A 16,646-nucleotide genomic window follows, 5' to 3' on the forward strand; every position below is an offset into this window, starting at 1 on the left:
ATTTGCGGAGTATCGATTGCGATGGCTGAGACGATCATCACGCTTTCGGGCGAACGGAAGCGCCGCAAGGCGAAGGACGACAGCTTCGGCAAGACCAAGCGGCAGACGTTCCTCGATGCGCTGGCGCTGACCTGCAACATCGGCAGCGCGGCGGCGAAGGCGCAGGTGCATCGTTCGACGGTGTGCCGCACGCGCCAGCGCGATCCGGTGTTCGCCGAGCAATTCCGCGAGGCGCTGGCGATCGGCTATGACCGGATCGAGGCGCTGGTCCTGGAACATGGCGGCGCGGGCGAACCGATCGAAGCCGATCCGGATCGCGCCGAGGCCGAAGGGATGAAACCGGTGCCGTTCGATTTCGAGCGGGCGATGAAGGTGCTGCTGTACCACCGGAGCCAGCGCAACGGCGAACCGAATCGCCGTACCGGCCGACCGCGCCGGGTCGCGACGCGCGAAGAGACCAATGCAGCGCTGCTCAAGGCGCTCGCCGCGGCGAAACGGCGGGTGGCCAAGCGCCGGGACGACCATGGTTGAGCGCATGCGCGCCGCAGATGTGGATGACGCATGGCTGCGAGGAGAGGTGGAGGATCTGCCCGCCGACGAGCAGGTGCGGGTGGTGCGCAACCTGAGCGATCCGCAGGCGCGCGAATGGCACCAGCGCTGGGCGATCTGGTGCCATGCCGGGCAGGACGCGCCCGGCGGCGACTGGCGCGTCTGGCTGATCCGGGCCGGACGCGGCTTCGGCAAGACGCGCACCGGATCGGAATGGGTGAGCGAGCTGGCGCGCAGGCATCGTGGCGCGCGGATCGCGCTGGTCGGCGCGACGTTCGACGAAGTGCGGCGGGTGATGATCGAGGGCACCAGCGGGCTGATCGCGGTGGCGCGCGACGGCGAGGCGATCGACTGGCGGCCGACCGCGGGCGAGCTGCACTTTGCGTCGGGGGCGACCGCCTATGTCTATTCGGCCGAGGCGCCGGAAGCGTTGCGCGGCCCCGAACATCATTTCGCCTGGTGCGACGAACTGGGCAAATGGCGGCGGCGCGGCGAACTGGCCTGGGACAATCTGGCGATGGGCCTGCGCCTGGGCGAAGGCGCCCGCGTGCTGGTGACGACGACGCCGCGTCCGACCCGGCTGATGCGGCGGGTGATGGCGCTGCCCGGGACGGTCGAGACGCGCGGGCGAACCCGCGACAATCCGCACCTGCCCGAAAGCTTCGTCGCGGCGATGGAGGCCGAATATGGCGGCACACGGCTGGGCCGGCAGGAACTGGACGGCGAGCTGATCGACGAGGTGGCGGGCGCATTGTGGACGCGCGGGATGATCGAGGCATGCCGCGGCCGGAAGCCCCGGGGCGTGGTGCGCGTGGTGGTGGGAGTGGACCCGCCCGCAAGCGCCGAGGGCGATGCCTGCGGGATCGTCGCGGTCGCGCTGGATGCGGATGGCACCGGCCATGTGCTCGCCGATGCGAGCGTGGCGGGGCTTTCCCCCGAGGGCTGGGCGCAGGCGGTGGCGCGCTGCGCGACCCGGCACCGCGCGGACAAGGTGGTGGCCGAGAAGAACCAGGGCGGCGACATGGTGAAGAGCGTGCTGCGCGCGGCGGATGTCGCGATGCCCGTGAAGCTGGTCCATGCCAGCCGCGGCAAGGCGGCGCGCGCCGAGCCGGTGGCGGCGCTGTACGAGGCCGGGCGGGTGAAGCATGCCGGGCGCTTCGCGCAGCTGGAGGACGAGCTGTGCGGCCTGTCGGCAGGCGGTGGCTATGAGGGGCCGGGCCGCTCGCCGGATCGCGCCGATGCGCTGGTCTGGGCACTGACCGAACTGATGCTGGGACGGCGGCGCGTGGCCAAGGTGCGGGGGCTGGGCTGAGCGCGCTCAACCTGAGCTCGGGAGGGCGAGATCCGCGTGCCGCTGGGGGTGAAGCTCGATCTGCAGACGGTGGTTCAAGCGCTGCCCGACCAGGAAGTCGAGCTCTATTTCACCAATGGCAGTACGACTCTGGCCAGCGGCGCGGCGTTGGTTTTCCGCAATGGCGCGGCCGTTGCCGCGCCGGCGGATGGGATCGTCCTGATCGTTCGCGATCCGTCAAACGCCAAGGGGGTAGAGAAAAGCCGAAACTTCCAAGACGGCCGGAGCGATGTTCCGGGCGGCGGCAGCCAGCCCGGAACATCAACCCAGTGGATAGTAACCATTTCCGACAGGTTTTCGTTAGCCCTGAAGCGGGCATGACGGGTAGTGGTGGGGCCGGACTGGGGGGCGGCGAGCATTTCCCTGTACCGGTAAGTCGATGCTCGCGGGAGGTTGCCCGTGCGAGGCTCTGCGGACGCGCCGGAATGGAACTCGATCCTCGATCAGCGCTCCGGCAAGCGCTTCACGACGCTGTTCCGCGTGGCCCGCGTCGTCACCGATGCGGGTGCGCAGCACCTCTGCCTGATCCGCAATATCGGCGCGGGCGGGCTGATGCTCGAGACCTATGTCCCGTTCGGGTTCGGCACCGCGGTGCGGGTCGAGCCCAAGGGCTGCGCGCCGGTCAACGGCAAGATCTGCTGGGTCAGGGACAAGAATGCGGGCGTGGCGTTCGATGCGCCGATCGACGTGGCGGCGTATCTCAGCCTCAACCAGCCGCCGGACATGCAGGAGACCCCGCGCGGACCGCGGCTGACCGTCGGACGCCGCGCGCGGCTGCGCGTCGGGGTGATGTGGCATGTCGTCGAGCTGATCGACCTCTCCCAGAAGGGGGCGAAGGTGCAGAGCGACCTGCCAATGGAGATGGATGCCGGCGTCGAGCTGATGGTCGAGCGGCTGGCGCCGCTGTCCGGACGGATCCGCTGGATGAAGGAAGACCGGATCGGCATCGAGTTCTCGACCGCGATCGCGCTGGCCGACCTGGCCGAATGGGCAAGCACATTGCCCGGCGCGGACATCCCGCCGCCGATGGACTGAGCCGCGCCGGAGAGGGCGCGGCGCGCGCCGAACCGGCTTTGCGGGGACGGCACGAGCGGGTAGCCTGGGCCGATGTGTGTTCTGGCGCTGGCATGGCATGCGCATCCTGACTGGCGGCTGGTGGCAGCGGGGAACCGCGACGAGCGGCACGACCGTGCCGCGGCGCCGCTGGCGCGCTGGATGGCGCCCGGACCAAGGGCAAACCCGGTCATCGCCGGGCGCGACCTGGTGGCGGGCGGCACCTGGCTGGGGTTGAACGAGGACGGGCGGTTCGCGGCGGTGACCAATGTGCGCGGCGAGACGCCCGATCCGGGCCGGCAATCGCGCGGGGCACTGGTGACCGGCATGCTGGCGGGGGACGAACCCGCGGATCTGGAGGCGTACAACCCTTTCAACCTGATCGCGATCGAGCCCGAGGGACCGATGTTCCTGACCAACCGGCCGCAGCCGTTGCGGCGGCCGCTGGGCGCGGGGATGCATGGCCTCTCCAACGGGTTGCTCGACACGCTGTGGCCCAAGACGCTCCGGCTGCAGGCCGGGGTGGCGGGCTGGCTGGCGGCGGGGGATGCGGCGATCGAGCCGCTGTTCGCGGCACTGGCCGACGAGCGGCCGGCGGGGACGCCCGAACGCGAAGAGACGGATGGATTCGAGCCGGTGCATTCGCCGGTGTTCATCCGCAATTCCGTCTATGGGACGCGGTGCAGCACGGTGGTGACGGTGGATGCGGAGGGGCGCGGGCGGATCGCCGAGCGGCGCTTCCACGCCGACGGCGCGCCCGCGGGCGAGACGCTGTTGCGCTTTCACTGGCCGTGAGGGCATGAGGCGCGGATGACTGGGTACGAGCTGTGACTCCGCGCGAACTGATCGATGTGGCCGAGGTACCGGGCGGCGATCCGCTGCGGCTGTTCCGGCGCGGGGACGATTTCATGATCGTGCTCGACCGCAACGAGCTGATGTCGAGCCGGATGAGCGGATCGGAGGAGGCGCTGGCGGAGATGACGCTGGCACGGCTCAATGCGCCCAGGTCGGCGACGCTGCTGATCGGCGGATATGGGATGGGCTTCACGCTGCGCAAGGCGCTGGCGCTGATGGGGCCGGACGGCAAGGCGGTGGTCGCCGAGCTGGTGCCCAAGATCATCGACTGGGCGCGCGGGCCGATGGCCGAGCTGGCCGCCGGGTGCCTGGACGATCCGCGGACGGAGGTGGTGATGGGGGACGTCGGCGCAGCGATCGCGCGCGGGCGGGGCGAGGGAGCAGGGACCTATGATGCGATCCTGCTCGACGTCGATAACGGGCCGGACGGGCTGACGCGGCTGGCGAACGACAGGCTCTATACCTTTGACGGGCTGCGCGCGGCGAAGGCGGCGCTGAAGCCCGGCGGGGTGCTGGCGGTATGGTCGGCCGGGCCCGACCCCAAGTTCGCGCGGCGGATGCGCGAGGTCGGGTTCGAGGTGGAAGAGGTTGCGGTGCGGGCGCGGCAGAACGGCAAGGGGCCGCGGCACGTGATCTGGTTCGGAAAACGCTGATCTGACCCGCTGACGCGGATGCGGCGCCGGCCCGGCGCCGCGCATCGCTGCACGGCGATCACAGGAGACATCTTCATGAACTGGTTCGGACGGAAGTCCGGGCGCGATGCGTCGCGTCCGGTGTTGACGCGCGCGCATGGCGCGGCGGGCGTGCTTGGCGAATGGCCGCAAGGCTACGAGGCGCAGGTGCGCGAGGGCTATTGCGCGAACCCGGTGGCGCAGCGCGCGGTGAAGATCGTCGCGGAGAGCGTGGCCGATGCGCCGGTCGAGGCGTCGGACCCGGCGCTGCTGGCACTGGCGACGGCGCGGACGCAGGGGCAGGCGCTGATTGCCACACTGGCGGTGCAATTGCTGTTGCACGGCAACGCCTTCGTCCAGATTCTGGGCGACGGCGCGGGCGGGATCGCGGAGCTGTTCGCGCTGCGGCCCGAGCGGGTGTCGGTGGAGACCGATGCCGGCGGATGGCCCGCCGCCTATCGCTATCGCGTCGGCGGGAGCATCACGCGGATTGCTGCCGAGGATGCGGCGGGCAGGCCGCAGGTGATCCACATGAAGGCGTTCAGCCCGGTCGACGATCACTATGGCCTTGGCTGTCTGGGCGCGGCGAGCGGCGCGATCGCGATCCACAATGCGGCGACGCGCTGGAACAAGGCACTGCTCGACAATGCCGCGCGGCCGTCGGGCGCATTGGTCTATGACCCGGGCGACGGCAGCGCGCTGGCGCCCGCGCAGTTCGAGCGGCTGAAGGCCGATATGGAGACGGCATTCTCTGGCGCGGCCAATGCGGGACGGCCGATGCTGCTCGAGGGCGGGCTCAAATGGCAGGCGATGAGCCTGAGCCCGGCCGACATGGATTTCGTCGGGCTGAAGGCCGCGGCGGCGCGCGAGATCGCGCTGGCGTTCGGCGTGCCGCCGATGCTGCTCGGGCTGCCCGGCGACAATAGCTACGCCAACTATCGCGAGGCCAACCGGGCGGTGTGGCGGCTGACGATCCTGCCGCTCGCGGAGAAAATCTACACCGAGCTGGCGCAGGGCCTGGCAGGCTGGTTCCCCGAAGCGCGGCTATGGGTCGCGATCGACAAGGTGCCGGCGATGGCCGAGGACCGCGAACGGCTGTGGCGCAGCGTCAGCGCCGCGGACTTCCTGACCGATGAGGAGAAGCGCGCGATGTTGGGGCTGGAGCGATGAACGCGCCGGTCAATGGCAGCCTGCTCGCGCAACTGATCGCGCAAGGCGCGGCCGAGGGCGCTGACCTGGCGACGCTGCGCGCGATCGCCGAGGAAGCGGGGGAGCTGGGCGCGAGCCGGGCGCTGACGCGCCTCGGCCTCGACGATCCGCAGGCGGCCAAGGACATGGGCGAGCTGCGCGAACTGCTGGGTGCATGGCGCGACGCGAAGCGGTCGGCGGTCAAGGCGGTGGCGGAATGGGTGGTACGGATGCTACTCGCGCTGGTGATCCTGGGACTGGCGGTGAAGCTGGGCTTCTGGGGGCTGGGCAAATGACCCCGGATCAAGTCCGGGGCGGGCCTGTGCGGTTCGCGGGCTATGCCGCGGTGTTCGATGCGCCCGACCGGGGCGGCGACGTGATCCGCAGGGGCGCGTTCGGCGGCGTGCGGGTGCGGCGGGTGCCCTTGCTGTGGCAGCATCGCGGGGAACCGGTAGGCGTGATCGAGGCGATCGGCGAGGACGGCGAGACCCGGATCCTGCGCGATCTATATTCGAACAAGCCGTTCATCCACCTATACGCGACGATACTGGCCGACGCGCTGATTCAGCCCTGCGTCGAAGCCGCGGGGGTGAGCGTTCCGCCTGCCGATCCGGCGCCCGGGCAATGCTGGATCGTCGGCGGTTCGCCATCCGGCGCGTGGAGCGGCAAGGCAGGGGCGCTCGCGCTCTGGACTAGCGGAGGGTGGAGGTTCGCTGCGCCGCGCGAGGGAATGTCCGCGTGGATCGCGGACGAGCGAATGACCGTGCGTTATAGCGGCGGCGGCTGGCAGATCGGCCGCCTTACCGGGACACGGATCGAGATCGAGGGCGAGCAGGTGCTGGGCCCGCGCGAACCGGCGATCGCGGATCCGGAGGGCGGTGGCGTCATCGATATCGAGGCGCGCTTGGCGATCGAAGCCATTCTGGCGACGCTCCGGACCCATGGCCTGATCGACCCCGGCTGACTGTGACGTTCCGGCAACAGTCCCCTGATTTTGTTCGCTTGCGCGGAAACTTTCGAGCGAGTAGGAAGTTAGCGCTGTCCGAAGTGGCAACCAAGAAAGGGGATTATGATGCGGAAGCTTGCCGTTACTCTGGCACTCGCTTCGACCGCGCTCGCAACGCCCGCCCTCGCCCGCGACAACGCGTGGTATGTGGGCGTCGAAGGTGGCGCAATGATCGTCGAAGACATCAACTTCGACATCGGTGCGGCGACCTCTGCTGGCACGGTCGATCACAACTATGGCTGGGACGTCGGTGGCGTCATCGGATACGACCTCGGCGGTTTCCGCATCGAGGCCGATGTCAGCTATCGCCGCGCAACGGTTGACGGATATCGTTCGACCGTGACTACGCCGTTCTACAACGCGGCAAACGCGTTGGTGAACGCGCCCGCCGGCAACTATGACTATGCTGGCGGTTCGTCGTCGGCGCTGAGCTTCATGGTCAACGGCCTGCTCGACTTCGGTGAAGACGACGGCATCCAGGGCTTCATCGGCGGTGGCGTCGGCGTCTCGCGCGTCAAGGCCGATTACGGGTTGACCGATCGCGGTGCGTTCCTCGACGATTCGGACACGGTGTTCGCATGGCAGGTGCTCGCCGGTCTGCGTCAGCCGATCAGCGACAACATCGACGTGACGCTGAAGTATCGCTTCTTCAACGCCGACAACGTCAAGCTGGTCGACGTGACCGGCCGTAGCTTCGACGGCCGTTTCCGTTCGCACAGCATCCTGGGTGGCATCACCTTCAACTTCGGCGAACCGCCGGCCCCGCCGCCGCCGCCGCCGCCGGTTGAAGTGCCGCCGCCGCCGCCGCCGCCGGCCCCGCCGCCGCCGCCGCCGCCGCCGGTTTGCAGCCCGGGACCGTACATCGTGTTCTTCGAATGGGATAAGTCGGACATCACGCCTGAGGCGGCCGGCATCCTCGACAACGCGATCTCGCAGTACCAGACCTGCGGCAACGCACAGGTCATGCTGGCGGGCCACGCTGACCGTTCGGGTTCGGCGAGCTACAACGTCGGCCTGTCGCAGCGTCGCGCTGACTCGGTCAAGGCATACCTGACCGGCCGCGGCATCGCCGACGGCACCATCAGCACCGAGGCGTTCGGCGAAAGCCGTCCGCGCGTCGAGACCGCTGATGGCGTCCGCGAGCTGCAGAACCGCCGCGTGGAAATCACTTACGGTCCGGGTTCGGGCATGTAAGCCGCGCGGTCCGCTCTGCGGATCGACAAGAATTGGGGAGGCCGGGCAACCGGCCTCCCTTTTTCTTTGCCTGCGGTTCGGGGCAGAGCTGGCCCGGCATTGGCGCGGGTCGGATGACTGCTGCCACTTCCTGACATAGCGCTGATGTAGCAAGGTCATCGACACCAGCATGGAGCGCCGTTCGATGACCCTGACCGCCACCTGCCATTGCGGCGCCACCAAGATCGCGTTGCCCCATCCGCCGACCGATGCGAAGCAGTGCAACTGCACCTATTGCTTCAAGACCGGCGCGATCTGGAGCTACTATCCGCCTGAGGCGATCACGATCCTCTCCGGAGATGCCGACAAGATCTACTCCGCTAGCGGCGGGATGAACCAGCACCATTTTTGTAGCCAGTGCGGCATCAGCAGCTGGGGCGATTCTCCCGACTGGGCGTCGGTATACAATGCCGACGGCACGCCGAAGAACGGCGATCCGAACAGCTTCCCCACAACGCGTATCGCGGCGGTCAACATCCGCCTGATCGACGATTTCGACATCGCGACGGTCAAGGTCGAGCAGGTCGACGGCCGCAACAGCTGGTGACCCGATGCCTTGGCGCACTTCGCGGATCGCGCACGCATGGGCCCGGGGTTCGCTTGGTCGTCGATGGTCCGGCGGGTTGCCCCTCCGGCGGCGGCCAGCCGGGCAAGGATCTGGATTGCGTCGTCGTTGCGAGCGTTCATAGTCCCTGCGGATGAAGCGGGAAATCTTCCAGGTCCGAACCTACCGAGACGGCGCGATCACCGCGGTCGATGCGCTGTCCGGGCGCTCGTTCGCGCGCCATGTGCATGACGAGTTCGGCGTCGGGCTGGTGACAGGTGGTGCGCAGCGCTCATGGAGCGGGCGCGGCCCGGTGGAAGCGATCAAGGGTAACCTCGTGACCGTCAATCCGGCCGAGATTCACGATGGAGCGCCAGTCGGGCCGACACGCTCCTGGTCGATGCTCTACTTCTCCCAGCAACTCGTCGGCGAAGCGATCCACGATCTCGAAGAAGGCCGACGCTCGCTGCGGGAACTGCATGCGCCCGTCGTCGAGAATCCGCGTCTGACCGGTCTCTTCATGGCGACCCGACAGGCAATCACGCACGCCGGGCAGGGAGAGGCTTTCGAGGAGCGGCTTCTGTCGCTTTTCGGATGCCTGTTCCATGTCGGGCCGCCGCCGGCCGTCGCTACCGCCCACCGGCTGGCGCAGGTGCGCGCGCGCATCGACGACGAACCGGCGGGTTCCCATCCCCTGGCCGATCTGGCGGCATTGGCCGGCCTTAGCCGCTATCAGACCTTGCGGGGATTTGCCCGCCTGACCGGATTCACCCCGCACGCCTATCTCGTGCAGCGACGCCTTGATTCGGCGCGCCGCCTGATCCGCGAAGGTACGACCCTTGCGGATGCTGCGGCCGGCGCGGGCTTTGCCGACCAAAGCCACATGCATCGGGTCTTCGTTGCACGGCATGGCTTCACGCCGGGCATCTATGCCGCCGCGCATCGCCGCTGCCGTGCAATTTCGTTCAAGAGCGCTCCGGCCCAACCCGCGTAACCGGTCCCGGTAAGAAACCGGAGGACCAAGGAACATGAGTGGGCAAGACCATGCACGGGCAGAGATCACGATCCGGCGATGCGACCCGGCCGATCACGCCGAGATATGCGCCGTCATCAACGCCGCAGCGGAGGCATATCGCGGTGTGATTCCCGCCGATCGCTGGCACGATCCGTATATGCCGGCCGATGCGCTGGCCTCCGAACTGGCCGATGGCGTGGCGTTCAGCGGGTGCGTCGCCCACGGGCAGCTGATCGGGGTGATGGGCGTGCAGCATCGGCAGAATGTCGACCTCATCCGGCACGCCTATGTCCTGCCCGAGTGGCAGGGACATGGGATCGGCTCGCAATTGCTCGAGCATCTCCGCCGCGGCACTGAACGGCCCATCCTGATCGGCACCTGGAAGGCTGCGGATTGGGCGATCCGCTTCTACGAACGGCACGGGTTCGTTTGCGTGGACGATGGCGATATCGCTCCGCTTCTGCGCACCTACTGGCAGGTGCCGGCTCGGCAGATCGCTACCTCGGTCGTACTGGCCTCGCCTCCCCTGTCCAGCGAAGCGGCACGCGCGCTGATCGCCGGCGTGAAGCCGTCGGACGGAAGTGGATCGCCCTAGCTTGCTGGTGCCGAGCTGAGCGCGGCCGCGAGCCATTCCGGCACGATCGCATCGCCCAGCGCCTCGACGCGGCGGTGCTCGACCATCAGGCCGAGATCGGGATAGGCGGCGCGGGTGCGCTCGCCCGGCTCGCCGAGCGGCGCAACGACGAGGCGGCGGTTGATCTTGGCGCGCCAGTTCATCCGCGCGGTGTTCTCCTGCCCGACGTAACACCCCTTGCCGAAGCTCACGCCGTTGAGCTCGGTCGCGTTGCATTCGAGCCAGAGCGTCTTGTCTGAGCCCAGCTCGGCGACACCCTCGGTCACGCCGAGGCGCAGGCGATGCTCGCGCCAGCCGGATGCCGCCTCCCCGCCCGCTTCTCCCAGCCAGCGATAGCCGAGCTCAGCGAGCCTCGGATCGGAAACGCCTGCGCCAGGCTCGGGCGACCAATGCACGCCGCCCTCCGCCGCCTCGATCACGATCGGCCGGCGCAGGCGATAGATCGACAGCCGCCGGACCAGCGCGTCACGCTGCGCCGCTTCGCAATCGATCAGGATCGCTCCGTCCGCATCCCACAGGATGAAGTCGAACAGCGCCTTGCCCTGCGCGGTGAGCAGCCCCGCCCATTGCGGCGCGCCTGGCGCTACGGCGTTCATGTCCTGCGTCACCAGCCCCTGCAGGAAGCCGCGCACATCCTCCCCCGAAACGCGAATGAGCAAACGGTCGGCGAGCAATGTCGCCCGAACTTGGCTGGTCTCTGTCATGCCGAACAGGTAGGACGCCGGGAGCGACTGCAAAAGAGGCTGATATGGCGACCTTCGATCTCAAGCTCACCGGCGGCACGGTGCATCTGCCCGGCGGCCCCGCTCAGATCGATATCGGCGTGCGCGAGGGCAAGATCGTCGCGCTGGGCAGTTTTGGCGGCGCGACCGGGGACGCGGGCGAGACGATCGACTGCACCGGCCTCGACGTGCTGCCCGGCGTGATCGACAGCCAGGTCCATTTCCGCGAGCCGGGGCTCGAGGCCAAGGAGGATCTGGAATCCGGCAGCCGCGCGGCGGTGCTGGGCGGCGTCACCGCGGTGTTCGAGATGCCGAACACCAAACCGAATACCGACAGTGCCGATGCCGTGAACGACAAGCTCGCGCGCGCGAAGGACCGCATGTGGTGCGACCACGCCTTCTATGTCGGCGCGACCAACAACAATGCCGCCGACCTCTCCGAGCTCGAGCGGATGCCGGGCACCGCCGGGGTCAAGATCTTCATGGGCGCCTCGACCGGCGACCTGCTGGTGTCGGACGACGCCAATCTCGCGCGGGTGCTTGCCTCGGGCCATCGCCGTGTCGCGATCCATGCCGAGGACGAGTTCCGCATGAACGACCGCGAGGGCGAGCGTGTGGCGGGCGATCCGTCGTCGCATCCGGTGTGGCGCGACGACGAAAGCGCGATCCTCGCCACCCGCCGCATCCTCAAGCTCGCGCGTGAGGCGCGGCGCCGCATCCACGTCCTTCACGTCACTACGCCCGCCGAGCTGGAACTGCTCGGCCAGCACAAGGACATCGCGACCTGCGAGGTGACGCCGCAACACCTGACGCTGGCGGCCGAGGACGCCTATCCGCGGCTTGGCACCTATGCCCAGATGAACCCCCCGATCCGCTCGGCCGCGCATCGCGATGGGCTTTGGCACTGGCTCAACCAGGGCGTGCCCGACGTGCTGGGATCGGACCATGCACCGCACACGATCGAGGAGAAGGCCAGGCCCTATCCGTCCTCGCCCAGCGGCATGCCCGGCGTGCAGACGCTGCTGCCGCTGCTGCTCGATCATGTCGCCAAGGGCCGCACGACGCTGCAGCGGCTGATCGACCTCACCAGCGCCGGGCCGCAGCGCGTGTTCGGGCTGGTCGGCAAGGGCCGGATCGCCGCGGGCTATGACGCGGACTTCACCGTGGTCGATCTCAAGAAGCAGTGGACGGTCGAGGAAAGCTGGCTCGCCTCGCGGTGCGGATGGTCGCCGTTCACCGGGGATCAGCTAACCGGCAAGCCGATCGGGACGATCATCCGCGGACGGCGGGTGATGTGGGACGGGCAGCTCGCCAACGCTGCACATGGGCGGCCGGTGCGGTTCGAGGCGGTCGAGTTCGGGTGACCGAGGCGGGCTGTCCATCAGCGGTGCCGGATTTGGGGGGTGGTCGTGTTCAGATTTAAATGCGGGAGCTGCGACGAGTGGCATGAAGGCATGCCGAGCTTCGGGGCGACCGCACCGCTATATTACTACGCAATCCCTGAGTCCGAACGGGACCGGCGATGCGAGCTGACCAGTGATACATGTATCGTCGACGACGAGTTCTTCTTCGTGCGCGGCGTCATCGAAATTCCGGTCGAGGGCGAGTCCGACCCACTGACCTGGGGCGTCTGGGTGTCGTGGAGTCGCGCGAATTTTGATGAGTATGTCCGTAATTTCGAACTGGATGACCGTGCAGCCCTTGGCCCGTATTTTGGCTGGCTCTCCGCAGAGTTTATTGTCTATCCGGAATCAGAGAATCTCAAGACAAGAGCGCATCTGCGCGGACCGGGGGTGCGCCCGCTCATCGAGCTGGAGCCGACTGACCACCCGCTTGCTGTTGAGCAGAGAAATGGCATCACAGTCGAGCGGGTCGCGGAAATATACGCGGCATATATGCACGATGCGACCGACTGAGCTGGCTCTAACCAAAAGCTACGCTTCGATCGCCTCGCGCTCGGCCTGCTGGCGCGCCCACATCTCGGCATAGACGCCACGCAGTTCCAGCAGCTGGGCATGCGTGCCCTGCTCGGCGATGCGCCCGGCCTCCAGCACGACGATGCGGTCGGCGTTGACCACGGTGGACAGCCGGTGCGCGATCACGATCGTCGTCCGCCCGCGCTCGATCGCCTCGAGCGTGTCGAGGATCTCCGCCTCGGTCCGCGAATCCAGCGCGCTGGTCGCCTCGTCGAGGATCAGGATCGGCGGGTCCTTGAGCAGCGTCCGCGCGATCGCGACCCGCTGTTTCTCGCCCCCCGACAGTTTGAGGCCACGCTCGCCGACGCGGGTGTCGTATCCATCGGGCATGCTCTCGATGAACCCGGCGATCGCCGCGCCCCTGGCAGCGGCGGCGACCTGATCCGCCGTCGCGCCCTCGCGGCCATAGGCGATGTTGTAGCCGACCGTGTCGTTGAACAGCACCGTATCCTGGGGCACGATGCCGATCGCGGCGCGCAGCGACCCTTGCGTCACCTGCGCAATATCCTGCCCGTCGATCGTCACCCGTCCGCCGGTCAGGTCGTAGAAGCGATAGAGGATGCGCGCGAGCGTCGACTTGCCCGCGCCCGAGGGGCCGACCACCGCGACTGTCTGCCCCGGCGCGATGACCAGGTCGATGCCCTTCAGAATATCGCGATTCGCCTCATAGCCGAAGCGCACCCCCTCGAACCGCACCTCGCCGCGCGTCACCTGCAGTGCGGGGGCGCCGGCCACGTCCTTCACCTCGGCATCGGTATCGATCAGGTCGAACATCGCGCCCATGTCGATCACGCCCTGGCGGATCGTGCGATAGACCCAGCCGAGCATGTCGAGCGGGCGGAACAGCTGGCTGAGCAGCGTCGAGACGAACACCACGTCGCCCGCGGTGAACTCGCCCGAGGACCAGCCCCAGGCGACCACCGCCATCCCCGCGCCCAGCATCACATTGGTGATCAGAGACTGGCCCATGTTGAGCCAGGCGAGCGAGTTCTCGCTCTTCACCGCCGCCTTGGCATAGGCGTCGACCGCCTTTGCATAGCGGTCCGCCTCGCGCGCTTCGGCGTTGAAATATTTCACCGTCTCGAAATTGAGCAGCGAATCCACCGCATGCGCGACCGCGCCGGTGTCGAGGTCGTTCATCTGCTCGCGCAGCTTGGAGCGCCAGTCGGTGATCCAGCGGGTGAAGGCGATGTAGATGACGACCATCGCCATGGTCGATGCGACCAGCCACCAGCCGAACTTGCTGCCGAAGATCTGCAGCACCAGCGCCAGCTCGAGAATCGTCGGCGCGATGTTGAACAGCAGGAAATAGAGCATCGAATCGATGCTCTTGGTCCCGCGCTCGACCACCTTGGTCACAGCCCCGGTGCGGCGTTCGAGATGGAAGCGCAGCGACAGCTGGTGGAGGTGGCGGAAGGTGACGATCGCGAGACGGCGCGTCGCATCCTGCCCGACCTTCTCGAACACCGTGTTGCGCAGATTGTCGAACAGCGTGGTGAACAGCCGCGCGGCGGCATAGCCGACCACCATCAGGATGACGAAGGTCACCACGCTGCGGTCGTTCAGCGCCATACTGTCGACCGCGGCCTTCAGCGCATAGGCGGCGCCATAGACCTGAACCACCTTCGACAGCAGCACCAGCAGCAGCGCGCCGATGATGCGCGCCTTCAGCCCCGGCATGCCTGCGGGCCAGAGATAGGGCAGGAAGCGCCGGAGCGTGGCGAACAACGGGCGTTCGCCGCCGGTGGAAGCGGTCTGGGGCGGCATGGGCGCCAATCTGGGGCCGCGGGCCCCGGGATGCAACAAAGCAGCTTCGCCATCCGTTGTGGTGGCGAGGAGCGAGACGATGGAGCCGGTTTTCTACGTGATGGCGATCCTTGGCTGCGGCGACGATCAGTTGCAATGCCGCGAGGCGCGGGTCGAGCCGGTCCGATATCAGAGCGCGGCGCAATGCCAGGCCGCAACCGCGCAGGTGCTGCCGCGCCACGCGGACCTCTCCTTCCCGGTGATCGTCGCCGCCTGTCAGCGTCGCGGCGAGCGGATGGCACGCAATGAAGCGCGCGCGTCGCGCAGCTAGGCTATTAGCAGCGCTCCATCGGCAGCGCCCAGCGGATCTGGTCGCGCAGCAGTGCTTCCAGCTCGGGCGCGCCGGCATTGTGCGCGGCGGCGCGCTTGCGCAGCAGGGTCAGCAAAAGGTCCGCGCGGCTCGCGGGCGGGGCGGGGGCTGCACGGCCTTTCGCGAGCGCGCGGGACAGGTGAAACGATAACGCGGTCATACCGATGCCGCTTATGCGCGATTCGCGTTTCCGGGCGGTCGCCGAATGCGGTTAACGCGGGCGGGTCCAGAGACCTGCCGGACGCGGCGCGGGCGGGTAGAGCGTCGCGCGCAACGCGGTCTGCGGAAGCGCGCGCGCCAGCCAGCCGAGCTTCTGCCAGTTGCTCGTCGCGGCGCGATGGTCCCAGGCATGCGCGCCGCGCGCCGTCACCTCGCGCGCGATCCCGCCATAGATGCCCGCCGCCGCCAGCACCGCCCAGGCCGAGCGGAAGCGCAGCGCCGGCGCGCCGCGCCGTGCGCTTGCGCCATAGGCCTCCGCCATCTCCCCCAGCCATTTGGCGATGACGACAAGGCGCGAGCGGAAGGGCGGCTTCATATGCTGGCCCGGCGGGATATCCATCTCGACCAGCCAGTCGACGGGCAGATAGCAGCGGCCGATCCGGTCGTCGGCCTCAATGTCGCGCGCGATATTGGCGAGCTGGAAGGCAATGCCGAGGTCACAGGCGCGGTCGAGCGTCGCCTCGTCCGCGGGATCGACCCCCATCACCACCGCCATCATGCACCCGACCGTGCCGGCGACATGGTAGCAATAGCGCAGCAGGTCGTCCTCGCTCCGCGGAAACCAGCCCTTGGCGTCGAGCGCGAACCCCTCGATCAGGTCGTGGACGAAGCGGTGGGGCAGATCGACTTCCCGGGCGACGATCCCCAGCGCGTCGAATGCCGCGTCGCCCGTCGCTTCCCCGGCCAGCGCCTTGCCGGTCAGGTCGCGGATCCGCGCCAGCCGCTCGGCGGGATCGGCGACCGGCCTTGCGTCATGCCCCAGTTCCTGCCCGTCGGCGAGATCGTCGCACGCGCGGCACCAGGCATAGAGCAGCCAGGCGCGCTCGCGCGTCGCCGGATCGAAGATCTGGCTCGCCATCGCGAAGCTGCGCGATCCGCGCGCGATACTGTCCTGCGCGGCCGCAACCACCAGGGCGCGGCCGGACGGACTCACAGGTCCTTGCTGCCGATCTGGCCGATCGTCGTCGCGGGGACGTGCGCGGCCATCTTCTCCAGCAACCCGTCGAGCTGGTCGTCGATGATCAGCAGCCCCTGATGCTGCGGCCGCAGGAAGCCGACCTCGCCCATCGTCTTCACGAACGCGATCAGCCCGTCATAGAAGTTTGCGGTGTTGAGCAGACCCACCGGCTTGGCGTGGTAACCGATCTGCGCCCAGCTCATCGCCTCCCACAATTCGTCCATCGTCCCGGTGCCGCCGGGCAGGGTGACGAAGCCGTCGGAGATATCGGTGAACGCCTGTTTGCGCTCGTGCATCGTGCGCACGATGTGAAGCTCGGTGCAGCCGCGATGCGCGACCTCGGCATCGACCAGCGCCTGCGGGATCACGCCGATCACCTCGCCGCCCGCCTCCAGCGCCGCATCGGCAACCGCGCCCATCAGCCCCAGCCGCCCGCCGCCATAGACCACCCCGATCCCGCGCTCGGCGAGGGTACGGCCGACGAAGCGGGCATTCTCGACATAGACGGGGTCGCTCGGGGTGGCCGAGCCGCAATAGATGGCGAGACGGTTCAGGG

At 68.3% G+C, this 16,646-nt stretch carries 21 protein-coding genes; 16 read left to right on the forward strand and 5 right to left on the reverse strand.

The window, feature by feature from the left end:
* Window positions 1–21: 21 nt before the first annotated feature.
* The 13 genes from BDW16_RS11825 (at window position 22) to BDW16_RS11885 (ending at window position 10,060) form a co-directional block, all read left to right on the forward strand.
* Window positions 22–531 carry a hypothetical protein gene (locus BDW16_RS11825; RefSeq protein ID WP_066572501.1) on the forward strand — a complete coding sequence of 170 codons (510 nt, stop codon included), beginning with the start codon at window positions 22–24 and terminating at the stop codon, window positions 529–531.
* 4 nt (window positions 532–535) lie between these two features.
* A complete protein-coding gene (locus BDW16_RS11830; RefSeq protein ID WP_083954120.1) occupies window positions 536–1,861 on the forward strand; it encodes a DNA-packaging protein in 1,326 nt (441 codons plus the stop codon).
* 48 nt (window positions 1,862–1,909) lie between these two features.
* Window positions 1,910–2,221 carry a hypothetical protein gene (locus BDW16_RS11835; RefSeq protein ID WP_125958766.1) on the forward strand — a complete coding sequence of 104 codons (312 nt, stop codon included), beginning with the start codon at window positions 1,910–1,912 and terminating at the stop codon, window positions 2,219–2,221.
* A 78-nt stretch (window positions 2,222–2,299) separates the two neighbouring features.
* Window positions 2,300–2,935: a PilZ domain-containing protein gene (locus BDW16_RS11840; RefSeq protein ID WP_125458845.1), complete on the forward strand. Its 636-nt coding sequence runs from the start codon at window positions 2,300–2,302 to the stop codon at window positions 2,933–2,935.
* 72 nt (window positions 2,936–3,007) lie between these two features.
* A complete protein-coding gene (locus BDW16_RS11845; protein WP_066572490.1) occupies window positions 3,008–3,748 on the forward strand; it encodes an NRDE family protein in 741 nt (246 codons plus the stop codon).
* Window positions 3,749–3,780: 32 nt separating this feature from the next.
* Window positions 3,781–4,461: a spermidine synthase gene (locus BDW16_RS11850; protein WP_066572486.1), complete on the forward strand. Its 681-nt coding sequence runs from the start codon at window positions 3,781–3,783 to the stop codon at window positions 4,459–4,461.
* A gap of 75 nt (window positions 4,462–4,536) precedes the next feature.
* Entirely contained in the window at window positions 4,537–5,649 is a 1,113-nt protein-coding gene (locus BDW16_RS11855) for a phage portal protein (RefSeq protein ID WP_066572908.1), read from the forward strand.
* Window positions 5,646–5,963, forward strand: a complete 318-nt coding sequence (locus tag BDW16_RS11860) for a DUF6127 family protein (protein ID WP_066572483.1) — start codon at window positions 5,646–5,648, stop codon at window positions 5,961–5,963. The genes BDW16_RS11855 and BDW16_RS11860 overlap by 4 nt, the downstream gene beginning before the upstream one ends.
* Window positions 5,960–6,631, forward strand: coding sequence for a DUF2793 domain-containing protein (locus BDW16_RS21665; protein ID WP_083954119.1), 672 nt, complete (start codon window positions 5,960–5,962; stop codon window positions 6,629–6,631). The genes BDW16_RS11860 and BDW16_RS21665 overlap by 4 nt, the downstream gene beginning before the upstream one ends.
* Before the next feature lie 108 nt (window positions 6,632–6,739).
* Entirely contained in the window at window positions 6,740–7,867 is a 1,128-nt protein-coding gene (locus tag BDW16_RS11870; protein WP_066572906.1) for an OmpA family protein, read from the forward strand.
* A gap of 184 nt (window positions 7,868–8,051) precedes the next feature.
* Window positions 8,052–8,453 carry a GFA family protein gene (locus BDW16_RS11875; RefSeq protein WP_066572903.1) on the forward strand — a complete coding sequence of 134 codons (402 nt, stop codon included), beginning with the start codon at window positions 8,052–8,054 and terminating at the stop codon, window positions 8,451–8,453.
* A gap of 151 nt (window positions 8,454–8,604) precedes the next feature.
* A complete protein-coding gene (locus tag BDW16_RS21670) occupies window positions 8,605–9,444 on the forward strand; it encodes an AraC family transcriptional regulator (protein WP_066572476.1) in 840 nt (279 codons plus the stop codon).
* A gap of 34 nt (window positions 9,445–9,478) precedes the next feature.
* Window positions 9,479–10,060, forward strand: a complete 582-nt coding sequence (locus BDW16_RS11885; RefSeq protein WP_066572474.1) for a GNAT family N-acetyltransferase — start codon at window positions 9,479–9,481, stop codon at window positions 10,058–10,060.
* On the opposite strand, the gene ygfZ is transcribed toward BDW16_RS11885, so the two are convergent.
* A complete protein-coding gene (ygfZ, locus tag BDW16_RS11890; protein WP_174532018.1) occupies window positions 10,057–10,803 on the reverse strand; it encodes a CAF17-like 4Fe-4S cluster assembly/insertion protein YgfZ in 747 nt (248 codons plus the stop codon). The genes BDW16_RS11885 and ygfZ overlap by 4 nt on opposite strands.
* Before the next feature lie 44 nt (window positions 10,804–10,847).
* On the opposite strand from ygfZ, the gene BDW16_RS11895 reads away from it, so the two are divergent.
* Both BDW16_RS11895 and BDW16_RS11900 read left to right on the forward strand, forming a co-directional pair.
* Window positions 10,848–12,185: a dihydroorotase gene (locus BDW16_RS11895; protein WP_066572471.1), complete on the forward strand. Its 1,338-nt coding sequence runs from the start codon at window positions 10,848–10,850 to the stop codon at window positions 12,183–12,185.
* 45 nt (window positions 12,186–12,230) lie between these two features.
* On the forward strand, window positions 12,231–12,737 hold the full coding sequence (locus BDW16_RS11900) for a DUF2199 domain-containing protein (RefSeq protein ID WP_174532024.1): 507 nt from the start codon (window positions 12,231–12,233) through the stop codon (window positions 12,735–12,737).
* Between the two features lie 18 nt (window positions 12,738–12,755).
* On the opposite strand, the gene BDW16_RS11905 is transcribed toward BDW16_RS11900, so the two are convergent.
* Window positions 12,756–14,564: an ABCB family ABC transporter ATP-binding protein/permease gene (locus BDW16_RS11905; protein ID WP_066572466.1), complete on the reverse strand. Its 1,809-nt coding sequence runs from the start codon at window positions 14,562–14,564 to the stop codon at window positions 12,756–12,758.
* A gap of 79 nt (window positions 14,565–14,643) precedes the next feature.
* Here BDW16_RS11905 and BDW16_RS11910 point away from each other — a divergent pair, with 79 nt between their 5' ends.
* Window positions 14,644–14,874 carry a hypothetical protein gene (locus tag BDW16_RS11910; RefSeq protein WP_066572463.1) on the forward strand — a complete coding sequence of 77 codons (231 nt, stop codon included), beginning with the start codon at window positions 14,644–14,646 and terminating at the stop codon, window positions 14,872–14,874.
* A gap of 4 nt (window positions 14,875–14,878) precedes the next feature.
* On the opposite strand, the gene BDW16_RS11915 is transcribed toward BDW16_RS11910, so the two are convergent.
* The 3 genes from BDW16_RS11915 to BDW16_RS11925 all read right to left on the reverse strand — a co-directional run bounded on the left by BDW16_RS11915 (window position 14,879) and on the right by BDW16_RS11925 (window position 16,644).
* Window positions 14,879–15,073: a hypothetical protein gene (locus tag BDW16_RS11915; RefSeq protein ID WP_066572454.1), complete on the reverse strand. Its 195-nt coding sequence runs from the start codon at window positions 15,071–15,073 to the stop codon at window positions 14,879–14,881.
* Window positions 15,074–15,124: 51 nt separating this feature from the next.
* Window positions 15,125–15,991, reverse strand: coding sequence for a phytoene/squalene synthase family protein (locus tag BDW16_RS11920; protein WP_083629835.1), 867 nt, complete (start codon window positions 15,989–15,991; stop codon window positions 15,125–15,127).
* A 71-nt stretch (window positions 15,992–16,062) separates the two neighbouring features.
* A complete protein-coding gene (locus BDW16_RS11925; RefSeq protein WP_066572899.1) occupies window positions 16,063–16,644 on the reverse strand; it encodes an LOG family protein in 582 nt (193 codons plus the stop codon).
* Window positions 16,645–16,646 lie beyond the last annotated feature (2 nt).

It is taken from the genome of Sphingomonas koreensis, from assembly GCF_002797435.1.
GTDB lineage: Bacteria > Pseudomonadota > Alphaproteobacteria > Sphingomonadales > Sphingomonadaceae > Sphingomonas > Sphingomonas koreensis.